This is a genomic window from Pseudomonas sp. NCHU5216 (assembly GCF_052156495.1).
Taxonomy (GTDB): domain Bacteria; phylum Pseudomonadota; class Gammaproteobacteria; order Pseudomonadales; family Pseudomonadaceae; genus Aquipseudomonas.
In genome coordinates, this window is sequence record NZ_JBQLIX010000009.1 from 149,580 (window position 1) to 167,201 (window position 17,622).

14 protein-coding genes are annotated in these 17,622 nt (G+C 65.5%); 3 read left to right on the forward strand and 11 right to left on the reverse strand.

The window, feature by feature from the left end; all coding sequences use genetic code 11:
- Nucleotides 1–61 precede the first annotated feature (61 nt).
- Nucleotides 62–2,023 (reverse strand): acetate--CoA ligase, encoded by a 1,962-nt coding sequence (gene acs / locus ACSVIK_RS09680; protein ID WP_442444132.1) that lies wholly within the window; start codon nt 2,021–2,023, stop codon nt 62–64.
- A 290-nt stretch (nt 2,024–2,313) separates the two neighbouring features.
- On the opposite strand from acs, the gene ACSVIK_RS09685 reads away from it, so the two are divergent.
- Entirely contained in the window at nt 2,314–3,516 is a 1,203-nt protein-coding gene (locus tag ACSVIK_RS09685) for a CaiB/BaiF CoA transferase family protein (RefSeq protein WP_442444133.1), read from the forward strand.
- Nucleotides 3,517–3,725: 209 nt separating this feature from the next.
- Entirely contained in the window at nt 3,726–4,661 is a 936-nt protein-coding gene (locus tag ACSVIK_RS09690) for a hydroxymethylglutaryl-CoA lyase (RefSeq protein ID WP_442444134.1), read from the forward strand.
- Nucleotides 4,662–4,677: 16 nt separating this feature from the next.
- Here ACSVIK_RS09690 and ACSVIK_RS09695 read toward each other — a convergent pair whose 3' ends face one another.
- The 10 genes from ACSVIK_RS09695 to ACSVIK_RS09740 all read right to left on the reverse strand — a co-directional run bounded on the left by ACSVIK_RS09695 (nt 4,678) and on the right by ACSVIK_RS09740 (nt 16,382).
- Entirely contained in the window at nt 4,678–6,204 is a 1,527-nt protein-coding gene (locus tag ACSVIK_RS09695) for a DHA2 family efflux MFS transporter permease subunit (protein WP_442444135.1), read from the reverse strand.
- A 1-nt stretch (nt 6,205) separates the two neighbouring features.
- The gene (locus ACSVIK_RS09700) at nt 6,206–7,399 is read right to left on the reverse strand and encodes an efflux RND transporter periplasmic adaptor subunit (RefSeq protein WP_442444136.1); all 1,194 of its coding nucleotides are present in this window, start codon (nt 7,397–7,399) and stop codon (nt 6,206–6,208) included.
- Between the two features lie 9 nt (nt 7,400–7,408).
- Nucleotides 7,409–8,845, reverse strand: coding sequence for an efflux transporter outer membrane subunit (locus ACSVIK_RS09705; RefSeq protein WP_442444137.1), 1,437 nt, complete (start codon nt 8,843–8,845; stop codon nt 7,409–7,411).
- Nucleotides 8,846–8,853: 8 nt separating this feature from the next.
- Nucleotides 8,854–9,321: a MarR family winged helix-turn-helix transcriptional regulator gene (locus ACSVIK_RS09710; RefSeq protein ID WP_442444138.1), complete on the reverse strand. Its 468-nt coding sequence runs from the start codon at nt 9,319–9,321 to the stop codon at nt 8,854–8,856.
- A 224-nt stretch (nt 9,322–9,545) separates the two neighbouring features.
- Complete coding sequence (locus ACSVIK_RS09715) at nt 9,546–10,541, reverse strand: TRAP transporter substrate-binding protein (RefSeq protein ID WP_442444139.1); 996 nt, start codon at nt 10,539–10,541, stop codon at nt 9,546–9,548.
- A gap of 74 nt (nt 10,542–10,615) precedes the next feature.
- Complete coding sequence (locus ACSVIK_RS09720) at nt 10,616–11,443, reverse strand: HpcH/HpaI aldolase/citrate lyase family protein (RefSeq protein WP_442444140.1); 828 nt, start codon at nt 11,441–11,443, stop codon at nt 10,616–10,618.
- A gap of 139 nt (nt 11,444–11,582) precedes the next feature.
- A complete protein-coding gene (locus ACSVIK_RS09725; protein WP_442444141.1) occupies nt 11,583–12,782 on the reverse strand; it encodes a CaiB/BaiF CoA transferase family protein in 1,200 nt (399 codons plus the stop codon).
- A gap of 66 nt (nt 12,783–12,848) precedes the next feature.
- Nucleotides 12,849–14,201, reverse strand: a complete 1,353-nt coding sequence (locus ACSVIK_RS09730) for an MmgE/PrpD family protein (protein WP_442444142.1) — start codon at nt 14,199–14,201, stop codon at nt 12,849–12,851.
- Between the two features lie 10 nt (nt 14,202–14,211).
- Nucleotides 14,212–15,375, reverse strand: a complete 1,164-nt coding sequence (locus tag ACSVIK_RS09735) for an acyl-CoA dehydrogenase family protein (RefSeq protein ID WP_442444143.1) — start codon at nt 15,373–15,375, stop codon at nt 14,212–14,214.
- 179 nt (nt 15,376–15,554) lie between these two features.
- Nucleotides 15,555–16,382 carry an FAS1-like dehydratase domain-containing protein gene (locus ACSVIK_RS09740; protein ID WP_442444144.1) on the reverse strand — a complete coding sequence of 276 codons (828 nt, stop codon included), beginning with the start codon at nt 16,380–16,382 and terminating at the stop codon, nt 15,555–15,557.
- Between the two features lie 140 nt (nt 16,383–16,522).
- Between ACSVIK_RS09740 and ACSVIK_RS09745 the strand changes: the two genes are divergently transcribed.
- Nucleotides 16,523–17,410, forward strand: a complete 888-nt coding sequence (locus ACSVIK_RS09745) for a LysR family transcriptional regulator (protein ID WP_442444145.1) — start codon at nt 16,523–16,525, stop codon at nt 17,408–17,410.
- Nucleotides 17,411–17,622 lie beyond the last annotated feature (212 nt).

Below are 17,622 nucleotides of genomic sequence, written 5' to 3' on the forward strand. Positions count from 1 at the left end.
CAATAAAAAGAAACCCCGCCGGGCTTCTGGCCGGGCGGGGTTTTTGAGGTGCCGTTGCCGATCAGGCGCAGGCCGCTTGCATCTGCTTGTGGGTGTCGATGAGGTGTTGCACCACGCCTGGGTCGGCCAGGGTGGAGATGTCGCCGAGCGCATCGTATTCGGCGGTGGCGATCTTGCGCAGGATACGCCGCATGATCTTGCCCGAGCGGGTCTTGGGCAGGCCGGGCGCCCACTGGATCACGTCCGGCGTGGCGATCGGGCCGATCTCCTTGCGTACCCAGTTCTTCAGTTCCTGACGCAGTTGCTCGGAAGCTTCCTCGCCAGCATTCAGGGTGACGTAGACGTAGATGCCTTGCCCCTTGATGTCGTGCGGCACGCCAACCACGGCAGCCTCGGCCACTTTCGGGTGGGCGACCATGGCACTCTCCACCTCGGCGGTGCCCATGCGGTGGCCGGAGACGTTGAGCACGTCGTCGACGCGACCGGTGATCCACCAGTAGCCGTCTTCGTCGCGGCGCGCGCCGTCGCCGGTGAAGTACATGCCCTTGAAGGTCTTGAAGTAGGTGTCGACGAAGCGGTCGTGGTCACCGAACAGGGTACGCGCCTGGCCCGGCCAGGAATCGATGATCACCAGGTTGCCTTCGGCCGGCCCTTCGATGATGTTGCCCAGGTTGTCCACCAGCGCCGGCTGTACGCCGAAGAACGGCCGTGCGGCAGAGCCCGGTTTCATGGCATGGGCACCCGGCAGCGGGGTCATCAGGCAGGCGCCGGTTTCGGTCTGCCACCAGGTGTCGACGATCGGGCAACGGCTCTGGCCGACGTTCTCGTAGTACCACTGCCAGGCTTCCGGGTTGATCGGCTCGCCCACCGAACCGAGCAGGCGCAGGCTGGAGCCGTCGGCACCAGCCACCGCAGCCTTGCCCTCGGCCATCATGGCGCGAATGGCGGTCGGGGCGGTATAGAGGATGTTGACCTTGTGCTTGTCGACGATCTTGGCCACGCGGGTCACGTCCGGGTAGTTCGGTACGCCCTCGAACATGACGGTGGTGGCGCCGTTGGCCAGCGGCCCGTAGATCAGGTAGGTGTGGCCGGTGACCCAGCCGATGTCGGCGGTGCACCAGAAGACTTCGCCCGGGCGGTAATCGAATACGCGCTCATGGGTCAGCGAGGCGTACACCAGGTAGCCGCCGGTGGTGTGCAGCACACCCTTGGGCTTGCCGGTGGAGCCGGAGGTGTAGAGGATGAACAGGGCTTCCTCGGCGCCCATTTCCTTGGGTGCGCAGACGCTGCCGGCGACCTTCATCAGGTCTTCGTACCAGATGTCGCGATGCTGGTTCCACTTGATCTCGGACCCGGTGCGCTGGACCACGATGACCTTCTGCACGCTGTGGGTTTCCGGGTTGGTCAGGGCGTCATCGACGTTGGCCTTCAGCGCCACCTTCTTGCCACCACGCACACCCTCGTCGGCGGTGATCACCACTTTCGATTGGCAATCGATGATGCGGCCGGCCAGCGCTTCCGGGGAGAAGCCACCGAACACCACCGAGTGGATGGCGCCGATACGGGCACAGGCCAGCATGGCCACCGCTGCTTCGGGAATCATCGGCATGTAGATGGTCACCACGTCGCCGCGGTGAATGTCCTGACCACGCAGGGCGTTGGCGAACTTGCACACCTGCTCGTGCAGCTCGCGGTAGGTGATTTCCCGGTGCTCGGACGGGTCATCGCCTTCCCAGATGATGGCGATCTGATCGCCGCGCTCTTCCAGATGACGGTCGAGGCAGTTGTAGGAGACGTTCAGGGTGCCGTCGGCGTACCACTTGATGTCGACGTGGTGATCGTCGAAGGAGGTCTGCTTGACCTTGGTGTAGGGCTTGATCCAGTCGATGCGTTTGCCCTGCTCGCGCCAGAAGCCCTCGGGGTTGACCACCGACTGCTGGTACATGGCCTTGTAGGTGGCCTCGTCGGTCAGGGTTCGCGCGGCCACCTCGGGGCGTACAGGGTAAAGGGACGCAGCACTCATGGAATCACCTCGGCGAGTTAGTTGTTTTTCTATGCTGCCTTTTGTATCCCCCGACCCTTCGTGAGGCCATTCGACCATGGTCTTACCAGGCTAAGACCATGGTCGCGAAGCCATGTCTGACGCAGGCCGAGCCAATTCAACAGCGCCATGAATACGTCAAGAAAGTCCTCATGAGCAAAGCGAGAGTGCTCCGCCAGTAACGCTCAATTGTCCACCGCACGATTGTCGCCGCCGCTGTGCTGCGCCATCCTGCGCACCATGAAAAACGCACAGGCAAATCAGGTGCAGCCATGACTCAGAGCAACACCAGCAACATGGCCCTGCAGGGGCTCAAGGTGATCGAGATGGGCCAGCTCATCGCCGGTCCCTTCGCCAGCAAGCTGCTCGGCGAATTCGGCGCCGACGTGATCAAGATCGAGCCGCCGGGCGTCGGCGACCCGCTGCGCAAATGGCGCAAGATCAAGGACGGCACCTCGCTCTGGTGGCACGTACAGTCGCGCAACAAGCGCTCGCTGACCCTCGACCTGAAGCAGGCCGAAGCCCAGAACATCGTGCGCAAGCTGGTGGCCGAGGCCGACGTGCTGGTGGAGAACTTCCGCCCCGGCACGCTGGAAGGCTGGGGCCTGGGCTACGAGGCGCTGAAGGCGATCAACCCGCGGCTGATCATGCTGCGCATCTCCGGCTACGGGCAGACCGGCCCCTACCGCGACCTGCCCGGCTTCGGCGTGATCGGCGAAGCCATGGGCGGCCTGCGCCACCTTTCCGGCTACCCCGGCCAGGCGCCCGTGCGCGTGGGCATCAGCATCGGCGACTCGTTGTCCTCGCTGTACGGCGTGATCGGCGTGCTGCTGGCCCTGCAGGAGCGGGCGCGCAGCGGTGAAGGCCAGGAAATCGACGTGGCGCTGTACGAGTCGGTATTCGCCATGATGGAAAGCCTGATCCCCGAATACGACGCCTTCGGCTACATCCGCGAGCCGGCCGGCAGCGCCCTGCCCGGCATCACCCCGTCCAACTCCTACCCCTGCAAGGACGGCAGCTACGTGCTGATCGCCGGCAATGGCGACAGCATCTACAAGCGCCTGATGAGCCTGATCGGCCGTGATGACCTGGGCAACGACCCACGCCTGGCGCAAAACGATGGCCGTAGCCAGCATGCCGAACTGATCGACGGCGCCATCGCCGAATGGACCGCCCAGCGAGGCCGTGACGAAGTGATCGAAGCGCTCAAGGGCGCCCGCGTACCGGCCGGCTACCCCTACACCGCCGCCGATATCGTGCAGGACCCGCACTACCTGGCGCGGCAGATGATCGAGCAGGTACAGACCAGCGTCGGCCCGCTCAAGGTGCCGGGCGTGCTGCCCAAACTCAGCCGCACACCAGGCCGCATCGGCAGCGGCGGCCCGCAACTGGGCGAGCACAACGACGATATCCTCGCCGGGCTTGGCCTGAGCGCGGAACAGGTCGCCGGCCTGCGCGAGCGCGGAATCATCTAACAGCAGCTGCAAGCTTCAAGCGGCAAGCTACAAGCAAGCGGCTTCGGCTTTTACTTGCAGCTTGGAGCTTGTGGCTTGCAGCGTCCCCAAGCCCGTAGGGTGCGCCGTGCGCACCAGAACCCAAGCCGGTGCGCACAGCGCACCCTACCGCTACAAGCTTTTACTTGCAGCTTGAAGCTTGCGGCTTGCAGCTCCCCCAAGGATTACCCATGAACAAACGCCTCTATATCCAGGACGTCGCCACCCGCGACGGCTTCCAGATCGAAGCCACCTTCGTACCCACCGAGGACAAGATCGCCCTGATCGACCGCCTGTCCCATACCGGCCTGGCGAAGATCGAAGTCACTTCCTTCACCTCGCCCAAGGCCATCCCCAACCTGCGCGATGCCGAAGAGGTGATGCGCGGCATCCAGCGCGTGGCGGGCGTCGAATACACCGTGCTGGTGCCCAACGTGAAGGGCTGCGAGCGGGCGCTGTCGTGCGAAGTGGACGAGATCAACCTGGTGATGTCGGCCAGCGATACCCACGGTCTGGCCAACCTGCGCATGACGCCAGAGCAATCGCTGGCGCAGTTTCGCGAGATCATCGAGGTGACGCGCGGCAGCGGCGTATTTATCAACGCCTCGCTGTCGACCACCTTCGGCTGCCCCTTCGAGGGTGAAGTGCCCGAGGCGCGCGTGCATGAACTGACCGAGCGCCTGCTGGAGATCGGCGTGCAGGGCGTGACCCTGTGCGACACCACCGGCATGGCCGACCCGGCGCAGGTCGAGCGCATCTGCCGCGAATCACTGCAGCGCTGGCCTGAAGCGGTGTTCACCGCACACTTTCACAACACCCGTGGCATGGGCCTGGCCAATGCCCTGGCGGCGCTGAATGCCGGTATCGAGCGCTTCGACGCCTCCCTCGGCGGCCTCGGCGGCTGCCCTTATGCACCGGGCGCCAGCGGCAATATCTGCACCGAGGATCTGGTGCACATGTTCCAGCGCATGGGCCTGGATACCGGCGTCAACCTGGATGCCCTGCTCGACGCGGCTGCCACTCTGCCCGGCCTGATCGGCCACGAGGTGCCCGGCGCCATCCTCAAAGCCGGCAAGGCCGATCGTCGCTACCCCAAACCCAAGTGGATGCGCGACGCGCAAGGCTGAGACGCGAACGCCTTGCTCAATGCCCGCCGCCCGCCTCCGCGCCCTTGGCCGAGAACGGCGGTTTGGCCAGCCAGATGATCAGGATCAGGCCGAGGAACAGCCAGCCCAGCAGGGTGAAGTAGTCCACCGTGGAGAGCATGTAGGCCTGGCTTTCCACCACCCGGTCGATCTGCGCATAGGCCGACTGCGAAGCGCCGCCAAGCTGCTCGAGATAGTGCTGGGTGGTCGGGTCGTAGGCCGTGATGTGCTCGGTCAGTTGCGCGTGGTGGTAAATCTCCCGGCGGTGCCAGATCCAGGTGGTCAGCGACGAGGCGAAGCTACCCCCCAGCACGCGCAGAAAGGTGGCCAGGCCGGAACCGTCGGCGATGTCCCTCGGCGGCAGGCTGGAGAGCAGGATGCTGGTGGTGGGCATGAAGAACAGTGCGACGCCCAGCCCCATGAACACCTGCACCTCGGCGATATGCCGGTAATCCACCTCGGTGTTGAACGAGGCGCGTATGAAGCACGAGACGCCCATCACCAGGAACGAGGCTCCGGACAGCAGGCGCAGGTCGACCTTGTGCGCGTACTTGCCCACCAGCGGCGACAGGAACAACGGCAGGATGCCGATGGGCGCCGCCGCCAGGCCGGCCCAGACCGGCGTGTAGCCGAGCTGGGTCTGCAACCACTGCGGCAGCAGCAGGTTGATGCCGAAGAAGCCGGAATAGCCCAGTACCAGCGCCAGGGTGCCGAAGGTGAAGTTGCGGTACATGAACAGGCGCAGGTTGATGATCGGGTGCTTGTCGGTCAGCTCCCAGATCACCAGGGCCACCAGCGAGACCACGGAAATGGCGGTGCCGATCTGAATGAAGCCAGACTCGAACCAGTCCAGGTCGTTGCCCTTGTCCAGCACCACCTGCAGCACGCCGACGCCGAGCACCAGCAGCATCAGCCCGACGTAGTCGATGGGTTGGTGCTCGGTGACCTCCGGGCGGTTGCGCATCTGCGCCCAGACCACCAGGGTGGCGAGAATGCCGATGGGCACGTTGATGAAGAAGATCCACGGCCAGCTATAGCTGTCGGTGATCCAGCCTCCGGCAATCGGCCCGATGATCGGAGCCACCACCGTGACCATCGCCAGCAAGGCCAGGGCCATGCCGCGCTTGGCACTGGGAAAGATCGCCAGCAGCAGCGTCTGCGCCATGGGATACAGCGGCCCGGCCACCAGCCCCTGCAGCGCGCGGAACACCACCAGTTCGGGCATGGAGCGGGCGATGCCGCAGAGGAAAGAGCTGATCACGAACAGCACCACCGCGGCGAGGAACAGCTTCACCTCGCCGAAGCGCCGCGCCAGCCAGCCGGTCAGCGGCAAGGCGATGGCGTTGCACACGGCGAACGAGGTGATCACCCAGGTGCCCTGCTCCGCACTGACCCCCAGGTTGCCGGAGATGGTCGGCAGAGCGACGTTGGCGATGGTGGTGTCGAGCACCTGCATGAAGGTCGCCAGGGAGATGCCGATGGTGGCCAGCAACATGCTGGCCGGGCGGAAATTGGCGTCACTCATCTCAGTTCTGCCGTGCCGGCTCGGCAGCCGAAACCTGCGGCCCGTTGGCGTGGATGATGCGTTCGATCAGCGCATCGGCCTCGGCCAGCGGCTCGTCGTAGACCGCCGTGCTGAAGCGCGCCTGCTTGGGCATCTGCGTCGATAGCTGAGGGCCGCTCTGGTCGTGCAGGTCGACGGTCACCGTGGTCGACAGGCCGATGCGCAGCGGATGCTTGTCCAGGGCCTCTTCGTCCAGTTGGATGCGCACCGGCAGGCGCTGCACGATCTTGATCCAGTTGCCGCTGGCGTTCTGCGCCGGCAGCAAGGAGAAGGCACTGCCAGTGCCCACGCCCAGGCTCTCGACATGGCCCTGATAGACCACGTCGTCGCCGTACAGGTCGGCTTCGACGGTCACCGGCTGGCCAATGCGCATGTCGCGCAACTGGGTTTCCTTGAAGTTGGCGTCGACCCAGATGTCATGCAGTGGCACCACGGCCATCAGTGCGGCGCCCGGCTGAATGCGGCCGCCCACCTGTACCGAACGCTGTGCCACGTAACCGCTGACCGGCGCCAGCAGCGTGGTGCGGGCATTGTTGAGGAAGGCCTGGCGCAACTGCGCGGCGGCGCTCTTCACCTCCGGGTGGGAAGCGACCTCGGTGTCGTCGACCAAGGCCTGGTTGCTGTCCAGTTGCTGCTGGGCGGCGACCAGTGCGCTCTGCGCGCTGTTCAGCGTATCGCGGGCGTGGGCCAGCTCCTCGCGGGAGATCGCCCCCTTGCTGGCCAAGGCCACCCGGCGTTGGTAATCGGCCTGGGCGCGTTGCACGTCGATCCTGCGCGAGGCCACCTGCGCCTTGTAGCTGTCGACGTTGCTGTACAACCCGCGCACCTGGCGCACGGTGCGTGCCAGGTTGGCCTCGGCGCTCTGCAGCGCCACCTCGGTGTCGGCCGGATCCAGCCAGACCAGTGGCTGGCCAGCCTCGACGTAGTCGCCGTCGTCCACGGCGATGCGGGTGACAGTGCCGGTGATGCGTGGGGTGATCTGCACCAGGTTGCCGCCGACATAGGCGTCGTCGGTTTCCTCGTAGAAGCGGCCATATAGCTCGTGGTAGGCGAAGACCGCCGCGCTGCACAGCACGACGATGGCCCCGAGGCCCAGCAACAGGCGTTTGCGCTTGCCCGAGTTATCGGTGGCAGGAGTGGCTTGAGAGTCGGTCATGGCGAGTACTCAGCGTGCGGAAGTGGATGACACAGTGGTGGCCTCGAAGCCGCCACCGAGGGCCTGCATCAGCAGCACCGAAGCGTCGATGCGCTCGGCCTGCAGGCTGGCCAGTTGGCGTTCGCTCTGCAGCAGTTGTTGCTCGACGCTCAGGGCATTGAGGTAGTTGCCGATGCCATCGGCGTAACGTTGCATGGCGATGTCGTAGGAGCTGCGGGCAATGTCGCGGGCCCGCTGCTGCTGCTCGATCTGCCGTTCCAGGGAATGGATGCGCTGGATAACGTCACCGATGTCCCCCAGCGCAGTGACCAGGGTCTGGTTGTACTGCGCCACGGCCAGGTCGTAGTCGGCATTGCGCCCGGCCAGCGCTGCGCGGCGCGCACCGCCGTCGAAGATCGGCAGGCTCAGCGCCGGAGCGATACTGAAGAAGCGGCTGGCGCCGCCGAACATGGCATCGCCGAGCAGCGACTTGCTACCAGCGGCCACGCTCAGGTTGAGGTTGGGATAGAAGTCGGCCTTGCTGGCCTCGATATCACGGCTGGCCGCCTCGACGCGCCAGCGTGCCGCCACCAGGTCAGGGCGACGGCCGATCAGTTCCGCCGGCACGTTGGCCGGCAGGCTCACTGCGCTGGGTGCGATCAGTTGCGGGCGCGGCAAGCTGGCACCGCGATCCGGGCCCTGGCCGAGCATCACCGCCAGGCGAATGCGTGCGCTCTGCACCTGCTGGGTGGCGGCGGTCAGGTTGGCTTCGGCGGCGGCCTCCAGGCTCTGGGTCTGCTGCAACTGGTATTCGCTATCGAGGCCGGCTTCGACCCGGCTGCGGCCCAGTTCGAGCATGTCACGGCTGCGCTGGAGATCCTGCTCGGCCAGATCCTGAGTGGCGTAGGCCAGGCCCAGGTCGTTGTAGGCGCGGGTCACCTCGGCAGCCAGGGTCAGGCGCGCGCCCTGGCGATCCACCTCGCTGGCATGGGCGCGGCCGAGGGCTGCTTCCCAGGCGGCGCGGTCGCCACCCCACAGATCGAAGTGGTAGCCACCTTCCAGCGACAGGCTGCGCAGGGTGCCATAGCGCCGGCCCTGCCCAGTGGGATCGTCGACCCGCGCCGAGCGTGAGCGGGTCACCCCCGCCTCGATGTCCAGGGTCGGCTGGCGCAGGGCATCGGCCGCCAGCACCGCGGCATTGGCCTGACGGGCGCGGGCGTCGACGACCTGCAGATCCGGATTGCAGCGCAGGGCCTCGTCGATCAGTGCGTCGAGCTGTGGATCACCCAGGCGGTTCCACCAGTCACTGGCCGGCCAGGCCGCTGGCGACAGCGTGCCGCCGAAGGTCGGCCCTTGCAGGCTTTCGGCATCCAGCGCCTGTCCTTGGCTGTGCAGGCCCTCCTGCGAGGCACAGGCGGCCAGCAGCAGCGCGCTGAATATCAGGGATAAGGGAGTACGCAACGGCATGGTGTTCTTCATTCTCCTGGCAACTGCGGCAAGGCGTCGGCAGCCATCAGCATCTTCTTCATCAGGCGTTGGAATTCGTCGAGTTCACTGCGTGTCAGGCAGCCGGTCAGCTCATTGATGGCGTCCGCCGCGATCTGCGGCACCAGCAGGCCCAGCGCCTCGCCGGCCTCGGTGAGGCGCAGGTGCACCTGGCGGCGGTCGGCATGGCTGCGCTCACGGGTCAGCAGGCCCTTGTGTTCCAGGCGATCGAGCATGCGGGTCATGGCCCCGCTGTCGAGGTTGAGCAGGCGCACCAGATCGGCCGGCGTACTGGCGCGTTGCTGGCTGATCAGCAGCACTACCTTGAACTGCGCCGCAGTGATCTGGTGATCCACCAGGTGACGCTCCAGAATCCGATCCTTGAGCTGGTTGATCAGGGCGATCAGATGGCCGGGGGAATGCTGCAGCGAGAAACGTTCACGATCGAAATGTGGCATCGGCTATTACCTGCCCAGGCAGTGAGTGAAATGCACAATACTGCCTAGGCAGAGATATGCCCAATCATGGTTGGTAATATTCGATATCGATATCAGACATATTTAGAAATATTCAGGTGACAAGAGACTGACTCTCGGAAGCTGGGCGAGTTCAGTGCATTGCCCTGAGAGCCAGACGCAAACGCCCGGAGCAAGCTCCGGGCGGGGTCGCGATCGGTTGTCCTTCAGCCCTGATTGGACCTCTCTGCCGCCTGAATCAGCTCAGCGCCGATGTCCTGCTCGAACTTCTTCCATACCGGACGCATGGCCTCGCGCCATTCGGCCCGCTGCTGCGGGGTCAGCCCGATGATCTCGGTGGTGCCGGCCTTGGCGATGTCCTGCTTGGCGCTGCGGTTCAGCTCGTCGGCCTGCTTGTTCACCGCTACGGAAACCTCGGCCATAACCTTTTCCAGTTCACTGCGCACATCATCCGGCAAGCCCTTCCAGAACTGGGTGTTGGTGATCACCATGTAGTCGATCAGGCCATGATCGGACTCGGTGATGTACTTCTGCACCTCATTCACCTTCTGGCTGTAGTAGTTCGACCAGGTGTTCTCGGTGCCGTTGACCACGCCGGTCTGCAGGCCCTGATAGACCTCGGCGAAGCTCATCTTGCGCGGGTTGGCGCGCACCGCCTTGAACTGCTCCTCCAGCACCGCCGAGGCCTGCACGCGGAACTTCAGGCCACGGGCATCGGCCGGGTCGCGCAGCGGCTTGTTGGCCGACATCACCTTCAGCCCGTTGTGCCAGTAGGCCAGGCCGGTGATGTTCTTGTCTTCCATGGAGGTCAGCAGGCCACGGCCCTCGGGGCTGGCCTGGAAGCGGTCGACCGCCGCCATGTTGTTGAACAGAAACGGCAGGTCGAAGAGCTGCACCGGCTTGGCGTACTGCTCGAACTTGGCCAGCGATGGCGCCAGCATCTGCACGTCGCCGAGCAACAGCGCCTCCATTTCCTTGCCATCGCCGAACAACGAAGAGTTGGGGTAGACCTCCACCTTCACCCGTCCCGGCAGGCGCTCCTCGGCCAGTTGCTTGAACAGCAACGCGCCCTGGCCCTTGGGCGTGTTGTCCGCCACCACATGGGAGAACTTGATGATGATGGGTTCATCGGCAGCCTGGGCCAGGCCGGCACAGGAGAGGATGGCGGCGCAGGCCAGCGCCTTGGCGGTGAGTTTGAACATGACGTTACCTCATTGTTGTTGTAGGTCGGTACGTGGGGGGGGTGGGAAGCCGGACGTGATCGCCCAGCCGGTTTTCAGGCGGGAGACTCTCCCGCGCGTTGCAGCAGGCGGCGGGCACGGCCCAGCACCGGGGCGTCGACCATCTGGCCGTCGACCACGAAGACCCCTGCGCCGCTGCTGGCCGCCGCAATCACTCGGCGCGCCCAGGCCAGCTCTGCATCTGCCGGGCGCAAGGCGTCGTGAATGATCGCGACCTGGGTCGGGTGAATGCACAGCAAGCCGTCAAAGCCCATATCACGGGCATCACGTGCGGTACGGGCCAGGCCCTCGCGGTCTTCGATGGCGGGAAACACGCTGTCCAGCGGTGCCGCCAGGCCGGCCGTGCGCGAGTGCAGCAGCAGGGCGTAGCGGGCCTGGTCGAGGATGCGTTCGGCAGCCGCGCTGCCGCTGCTGAGGCCCAGATCCAGGCCCAGATCGAGGGCGCCGAAGGACAGGCGCTCGACGCCTTCAGCGCGAGCGATTTCCGCCAGCCCCAGCAACCCCGCCGCACTCTCGATGATCGGCCACAGCGGCTTGCCGCAGGCCGCGACACGCGCCACCTGGGCAGCGTTTTCCACCTTGGGCAGCAGTACGCCGATGACACCGGCATGGTGGGCGCAGAGGTCGATGTCGGTGCCGTGCCCGGCATGCTCCGGCGCGTTGATGCGCACCAGCAGACGGGCCTGTGGGTTGGCCGTGAGAAAGGCATCGAGATGGCCCCGCGCCTCCACCTTCAGGCTCTCCTGCACGGCGTCTTCCAGATCGACGATGACCGCGTCGGCGCCGACGGCGAGCGCCTTGGGAATGCGTTCCGGGCGGCTGGCCGGCACGAACAGGGCAGTGCGAATGATGGGCTTGCTCATGACCTGCCCTCCTTGAACTCAGGTGGCAGGTGGACGAAAAGAGCGTCGTCCACCCTACGGGGCGTAGCCCGGATGCAATCCGGGAGCGGTCTGATGGCTGCCAGGAAATTCCCGGATTGCATCCGGGCTACGGTCGAAGTCATACGGCCCCCTGCTGATGCAGGCGCTGGATGTCAGCGGCGGCATAACCCAGTTCGGCAAGCAGCGTATCGGTGTGCTGACCCAGTGCGGGGATGGCGTCCATGCGCGGCTCGAAGGCGCTGTTGCGCCCCGGCGGCAGCAGCGCCGGCAGGCTGCCGCTGGGGCTGTCGACCTGGCGCCAGCGCTGGCGTGCCTGCAGTTGCGGGTGCGCCCAGACGCCGGCCATGTCGTTGACCTGGGCATTGGCGATCTGCGCCAGCTCCAGGCGCTCGATGACCTGCGCCGCGTTCAGGCGCGAGAAAGCATCGACGATGATGGCGCGCAGCTCGGCGCGGTTGGCCGAACGCTTGAAGTTGGCGGAAAAGCGCTCGTCACCAGCCAGTTCCGGCTGCTCCAGCACCTTGGCGCAGAACGCCTGCCACTCACGCTCGTTCTGCAGGCCGAGCATTACCGTGCCGCCGTCGCCAGCCGGGAACGGGCCGTAGGGATAGATGGTCGAGTGCGCGGCGCCAGCACGCGGCGGCGGCGTGGCGCCGTCGTAGGCGTAGTACAGCGGGTAGCTCATCCACTCCACCAGGCTTTCCAGCATCGACACGTCGACGCGGCTGCCGACGCCAGTCTTGCCGCGCAGCATCAGCGCCGACAACACGCCGGTGTAGGCATACATGCCGGCAGCGATATCGGCGATGGAACAACCGGCCTTGGCCATCTCCTCCTCGCCCGGCCCGCCGGTGACGGAGAGAAATCCGCCCTCGCTCTGGATCAGCAGGTCGTAGGCCTTCTTCTGCTCGTAAGGGCCGCCCTCGCCATAGCCGGAGATGTCGCAGACGATCAGCCTGGGAAAGCGTTCGTGCAGCGTTTCGAACGACAGGCCCATGCGCGCCGCGGCGCCCGGCGCGAGGTTCTGCACCAACACGTCGGCATCGGCCAGCAGGCTGCCGAGCACCTGGGTGGCGTCGTCCTGTTTGAGGTCGAGGGTCAGGCTTTCCTTGGAGCGGTTGGTCCAGACGAAATGCGAGGCCAGGCCATTGACCCGCTCGTCGTAGCCACGGGCGAAGTCGCCGCTGCCAGGGCGCTCGACCTTGATCACCCGCGCGCCCAGATCGGCGAGCTGGCGGGTGCAGAACGGCGCGGCGATGGCGTGCTCCAGGCTGACCACGGTGATGCCATCCAGTGGCCGGGGTTGTGCGTTGTTCATCTGCAGATTCCTGATCCGTAGGGTGGATCGCGCTTCACCGATCCACCGCAAAGTAGAAATGAACCGTCAGGCCAGGTTGCTCAGATCATCGGTCTGGCTCAGGCGCCAGACCCGCTCGATCAGCACACCCGCCTCATCGCGGCTGCGCTTGCCGGCGAACGCCAGCAGGCGACGGAACTTGTCTTCCAGCTCGGCGCGGCTGAGGGTGTTGCCGGGGTCGCCCTTGGGCTCGTCGATGGCGCCGCGCAAGGTGCGACCATCGGTGGTGACCACCTCGACCCGGCCCAGCCAGCGCGCCGGGTAGGCGTTGTCCACCTCGGGGTCGAGACGCATGCTGACCTTGTCGCGAAAGGCCGCGACGTCGGTATCGGTCAACGACAGGTTGGCGAATTCGGTGAGCTGCGCCTTGCCATGCACGGCGATCAGGCCCAGCACCGTGCCCATGGAAAACTTGGCCTGGTGCACGGTCTGCGGCACCTGCACGCGGCCGAGCACGTCGATGGCGCCCTGGTGCACATGGGCGGTCACTTGAGCGATATCGCTGTGACGCAAGCATTCGCGCTGCATCAGCGCCAGCAGCGCGTCGGCAGCCGGATGGGTGTGACGGCAGGAGGCGTGGAACTTGAACGAGGTTTCCACCAGCGCCCAGCGACGGCCCAGACGGTCGGACAACGCCGCAGGATTGGCATCGCTGGACATACCGGCAGCCATGCCCTGCTCGCCTTCGAGAATGTTCTGCGCGCCGGTCAGGCCCTGCGCGGTGAAGTACGCCGCGAGTAGGCCGTCGGCCGCCGCCTTGGCGGTATGCAGCTGTTTGGAGTCGGCGGCGTCACGCAAGAACTCCCACAGCCCGGCAGCCTGAGTGCCGGCGTTGCCGAGCAGATGGATGAACTGCTGCTGATCGAAGTCCAGCAGCTTGCCCACTGCCACGGCGGCGGCCAGGGTGCCGACCGTGGCCGTGGTGTGGAAGATGCGGTAATGCGAGCGGCCGAGGAATTCGCCGATGCGAATGCCCGCCTCGTAGCCGGCCACCGAGGCCAGCAGCAACTCGCGACCGGACTTGCCAAGATCCTGCGCAGCGGCCAGGGCCGCCGGAAAGACCACGGTGGCCGGGTGCAGCACCGAACTATTGTGCAGATCGTCCTGCTCCACCAGGTGCGAGGAGGCGCCGTTGACCAGCGCGGCGAAGTACGCCGAGGTGCCGCGGCCGTTGACCAGAATGCGCGCCGGGCCATCGGCCGGGCCCATCTTCTGCGCATAGGCCTCGAACAGCGGGATCGGCCTTGCACCTTCGCTGGCCAGGGCCGAGCCCAGCCAGTCGAGGAACAGGTCTTCGGTGCGATCCAGTACGTGCTCGGGAATCTGCTCATAACTGAGATCGGCGAGGAAGGTGGCCAGTTGCTGAGTGTGCTTGCTCATGATCGCGGCCTCAGAAGGAACGGGGCAGTTCGAGCAAATGCTCGGCCACGTAGCTCAGGATCAGGTTGGTGGAGATCGGTGCCACCTGGTACAGGCGGGTCTCGCGGAACTTGCGCTCGACGTCGTATTCGTTGGCGAAACCGAAGCCGCCATGGGTCTGCAAGCAGGCGTTGGCCGCCTCCCAGCTGGCCTTGGCCGCCAGGTACTTGGCCATATTCGCTGCCGCTCCGGCGTTGCGCCCGGCGTCATATTCCTCGCAGGCGCGCCAGCGCATCAGGTCGGCGGCCTCGATCTCGATATGCGCCTCGGCGATGGGGAACTGCACGCCCTGGTTCTGCCCGATGGGGCGGCCGAACACCACCCGATCACGGGCGTACTGCGCGGACTTCTCGATGAACCAGCGACCATCGCCGATGCACTCGGCGGCGATCAGCGTGCGCTCGGCATTGAGGCCGTCGAGGATGTAGCGAAAGCCCTTGCCCTCCTCGCCGATCAGGCTGCTGGCGGGGATTTCCAGGTTGTCGAAGAACAGCTCGTTGGTCTCGTGGTTGACCATGTTGGCGATCGGCTGCACGGTCAGACCGTTGCCGATGGCTTCGCGCAGGTCGACCAGAAAGATCGACATGCCCTCGGACTTGCGCTGCACCTCGGCCAGTGGCGTGGTGCGTGCCAGAAGGATCATCAGGTCGGAGTGCTGCACGCGCGAGATCCACACCTTCTGGCCGTTGATCACGTACTTGTCGCCCTGACGCACGGCGGTGGTCTTGATCTTGGTGGTGTCGGTGCCGGTGGTGGGCTCGGTGACGCCCATCGACTGCAGGCGCAGTTCGCCGCTAGCCAGCTTGGGCAGGTAATAGCGTTTCTGCTCCTCGCTGCCGTTACGCAGCAGGGTGAACATGTTGTACATCTGCCCGTGAATGGTGCCGGAGTTGCCGCCGCAGTGATTGACCTCCTCGAGGATCACCGAGGCCTCGGCCAGGCCCAGACCCGAGCCGCCGTATTCTTCCGGGATCATCGCCGACAGCCAGCCTGCCTCGGTCATGGCCGTGACGAAGGCTTCCGGGAAACCCTTCTCCTCATCGAGCTTGCGCCAATATTCGGCGGAAAATTCCGCGCAGAGGGCACGCACGCCTTCACGGATGGCGTTGAGTTCTTCGTTGTTGTTGGGGTTCATCGGTCTTCCTCGGAATCATGGATGACACGTAGGGCGTACTCGGCTTTGGCCTCCTGCGTCGCTCTAACTCCTGCATCCATGTAGTCGTCGCGAAGCAGTACGCCGCTTAGGGCTCACCTCAGTCGGCGGACTGTTCGCTTAGGCTACGAGCGGCCGGCGTCCCGGTCCGCCCTACAAAATCAGTCGAATTGCACCTCGGCGCGTTGTGCCAGGCCGGCCTCGTTGCCGGCCCACATCTCGGCCTGCCCCTCACCACTGATGCGCCCGCCCACCTCGAACGGCTGTGGCGCGATCAGCGGGCGCAGGCCGCGATAGGCGAAGCGGCGCAGACGCGCCTGCGGGTTGGCGCGGCAGAAGGCGCGCAGACTCAGGGTGGCGATCAGCGGGCCGTGTACCACCAGGCCGCTGTAGCCTTCGGTTTCGGTGACGTAGGGCCAGTCGTAATGGATGCGGTGGCCGTTGAAGGTCACCGCGCTGTAGCGAAACAGCAGAGTGCTGGACGGCGTGACTGCCTCGCGCCAATCACCGGCTACCATCGGCTCGCCGCTGCTGGCCTTGGGCGGGCTGGGCTCGCGGTAGACGATGTCCTGCTCCTCGCGAATGGCCAGTCGGCCGTCCTGCAGGTAGTCGTGCTGCACGGTGACGAACAGCAGCGCGCCGGTGCGGCCGTGCTTCTCCTCGATGTGCCTGATGGTCGACACCCGGCTGGCTTCGCCACCCACGCGCAGCGGCTGGATGAACTCCAGCCGACCACCGGCCCACATGCGGTTGCGGTTGTCCGCCGGCGGCAGGAAGCCGCCGCGCGCCGGATGGCCGTCCTCGCCCAAGCCGTTCTCGGCGATGGGCTCCTGGAAGAACGCCCAGTGCCACAGTGGGGGTAGCGCCTCGCCATGGGCTGGCGTGGTTTCACCGAAGGTGGCGGCAATGCGCTTGATCAGATTGTGGCTGAGTTGGTCGTGAGCCTCTTCGCGACGACCGATCCAATTGGAAAAAGCAGAATTACTCATGGGGCAGGTTCCAGCTCGGTTCTTGTGTGAACCGAGCATGCGACGCCGCCTTCGTTCAGAGAATCCGCATTTATTTGAACCAGCGTTCGGCTATGCTTAACGCCACTCTTGATCTACATGCGCTTCAGTAAATGGCCGCCATGCATTTCGATCTGCCCGATCTGCGCCTGTTCATCCATATCGCCGAGTCCCCCAGCCTGACCCAGGGCGCGCGCAAGGCCTTCCTCTCGCCGGCCGCCGCCAGCGCACGGATCAAGGCGCTGGAAGGCCAGCTCGGCAGCCGCCTGCTGTACCGCGACAGCCGTGGCGTCGAGCTGACCCCGGCCGGCCAGCGCCTGCTGCAGCATGCGCGGCTGATCATGCGCCAGGTGGATTACCTCAAGAGCGAGTTCACCGAATACGGCACCGACGCCGCCGGGCATATCCGCATCTTCGCCAACACCACGGCGGTGACCGAGTTCCTTCCCGAGGTGCTGGCCGGCTTTCTCGCCCAGCGCCCGGGCGTCACCGTCGACCTGCAGGAGCGCCTCAGCCGCGACATCGTGCGTGGCGTGCTGGATGGCGCGGCGGACCTGGGCATTATCGCCGGCCCGGTGCAGGCGCCCGGCCTGCAGGTGCTGCACTTCAGCACCGACCGCCTGGTACTGGCAGTGCCCTTGGGCCACGCCCTGGCGCAGCGACAATCGGTGAGCTTCGCCGACACCCTCGCCTACCCGCATATCGGCCTGCACGAAGGCAGCACCCTGCTGAGTTTCTTGCGAGAACGGGTGGAAAAGCTCGGCGCCAGCCTGGCGCTACGCATCCAGGTATCGAGCTTCGAGGCGATCTGCCGGATGATCGAGGGCGGTGTAGGCATCGGCATCGTTCCCGAATCCGCCGCGCGCCGGCACAGCCGCACCATGCAGTTGGCCATCCTGCAACTGGACGAAGCCTGGGCAGTGCGTGAACGCAGCATGCTGGTGCGCGAGCTGGACGCGCTACCAGGCGGCGTGCGCGCGCTGATCGAGCGGCTGAACCAGGGTGTGTAGCGCCGGGTGAATGCGCAGGTAAAAAAGGTTCTTCGCGGAATCTCGGGGAAGTCAGTCTTGACACTGGACTGGCAAGTTTGTGTGAGTGCTTGTTCGGGGGGCTTGTTCCGAATTGCCGCGTTTTTGTTGATGTCGTTGGTTTCGCCCTCCCGGGCGAGTCACTTTTGCGGGCAAAAGTAACCAAAACCCTCCGCCCGATCATCCGGCCCTGG

Coding starts and splice junctions, on each gene's coding strand:
- acs (WP_442444132.1), bottom strand. CDS start 2,023: ATGAGTGCTGCGTCCCTTTACCCTGTACGCCCCGAGGTGGCCGCGCGA.
- ACSVIK_RS09685 (WP_442444133.1), top strand. CDS start 2,314: ATGACTCAGAGCAACACCAGCAACATGGCCCTGCAGGGGCTCAAGGTG.
- ACSVIK_RS09690 (WP_442444134.1), top strand. CDS start 3,726: ATGAACAAACGCCTCTATATCCAGGACGTCGCCACCCGCGACGGCTTC.
- ACSVIK_RS09695 (WP_442444135.1), bottom strand. CDS start 6,204: ATGAGTGACGCCAATTTCCGCCCGGCCAGCATGTTGCTGGCCACCATC.
- ACSVIK_RS09700 (WP_442444136.1), bottom strand. CDS start 7,399: ATGACCGACTCTCAAGCCACTCCTGCCACCGATAACTCGGGCAAGCGC.
- ACSVIK_RS09705 (WP_442444137.1), bottom strand. CDS start 8,845: ATGCCGTTGCGTACTCCCTTATCCCTGATATTCAGCGCGCTGCTGCTG.
- ACSVIK_RS09710 (WP_442444138.1), bottom strand. CDS start 9,321: ATGCCACATTTCGATCGTGAACGTTTCTCGCTGCAGCATTCCCCCGGC.
- ACSVIK_RS09715 (WP_442444139.1), bottom strand. CDS start 10,541: ATGTTCAAACTCACCGCCAAGGCGCTGGCCTGCGCCGCCATCCTCTCC.
- ACSVIK_RS09720 (WP_442444140.1), bottom strand. CDS start 11,443: ATGAGCAAGCCCATCATTCGCACTGCCCTGTTCGTGCCGGCCAGCCGC.
- ACSVIK_RS09725 (WP_442444141.1), bottom strand. CDS start 12,782: ATGAACAACGCACAACCCCGGCCACTGGATGGCATCACCGTGGTCAGC.
- ACSVIK_RS09730 (WP_442444142.1), bottom strand. CDS start 14,201: ATGAGCAAGCACACTCAGCAACTGGCCACCTTCCTCGCCGATCTCAGT.
- ACSVIK_RS09735 (WP_442444143.1), bottom strand. CDS start 15,375: ATGAACCCCAACAACAACGAAGAACTCAACGCCATCCGTGAAGGCGTG.
- ACSVIK_RS09740 (WP_442444144.1), bottom strand. CDS start 16,382: ATGAGTAATTCTGCTTTTTCCAATTGGATCGGTCGTCGCGAAGAGGCT.
- ACSVIK_RS09745 (WP_442444145.1), top strand. CDS start 16,523: ATGCATTTCGATCTGCCCGATCTGCGCCTGTTCATCCATATCGCCGAG.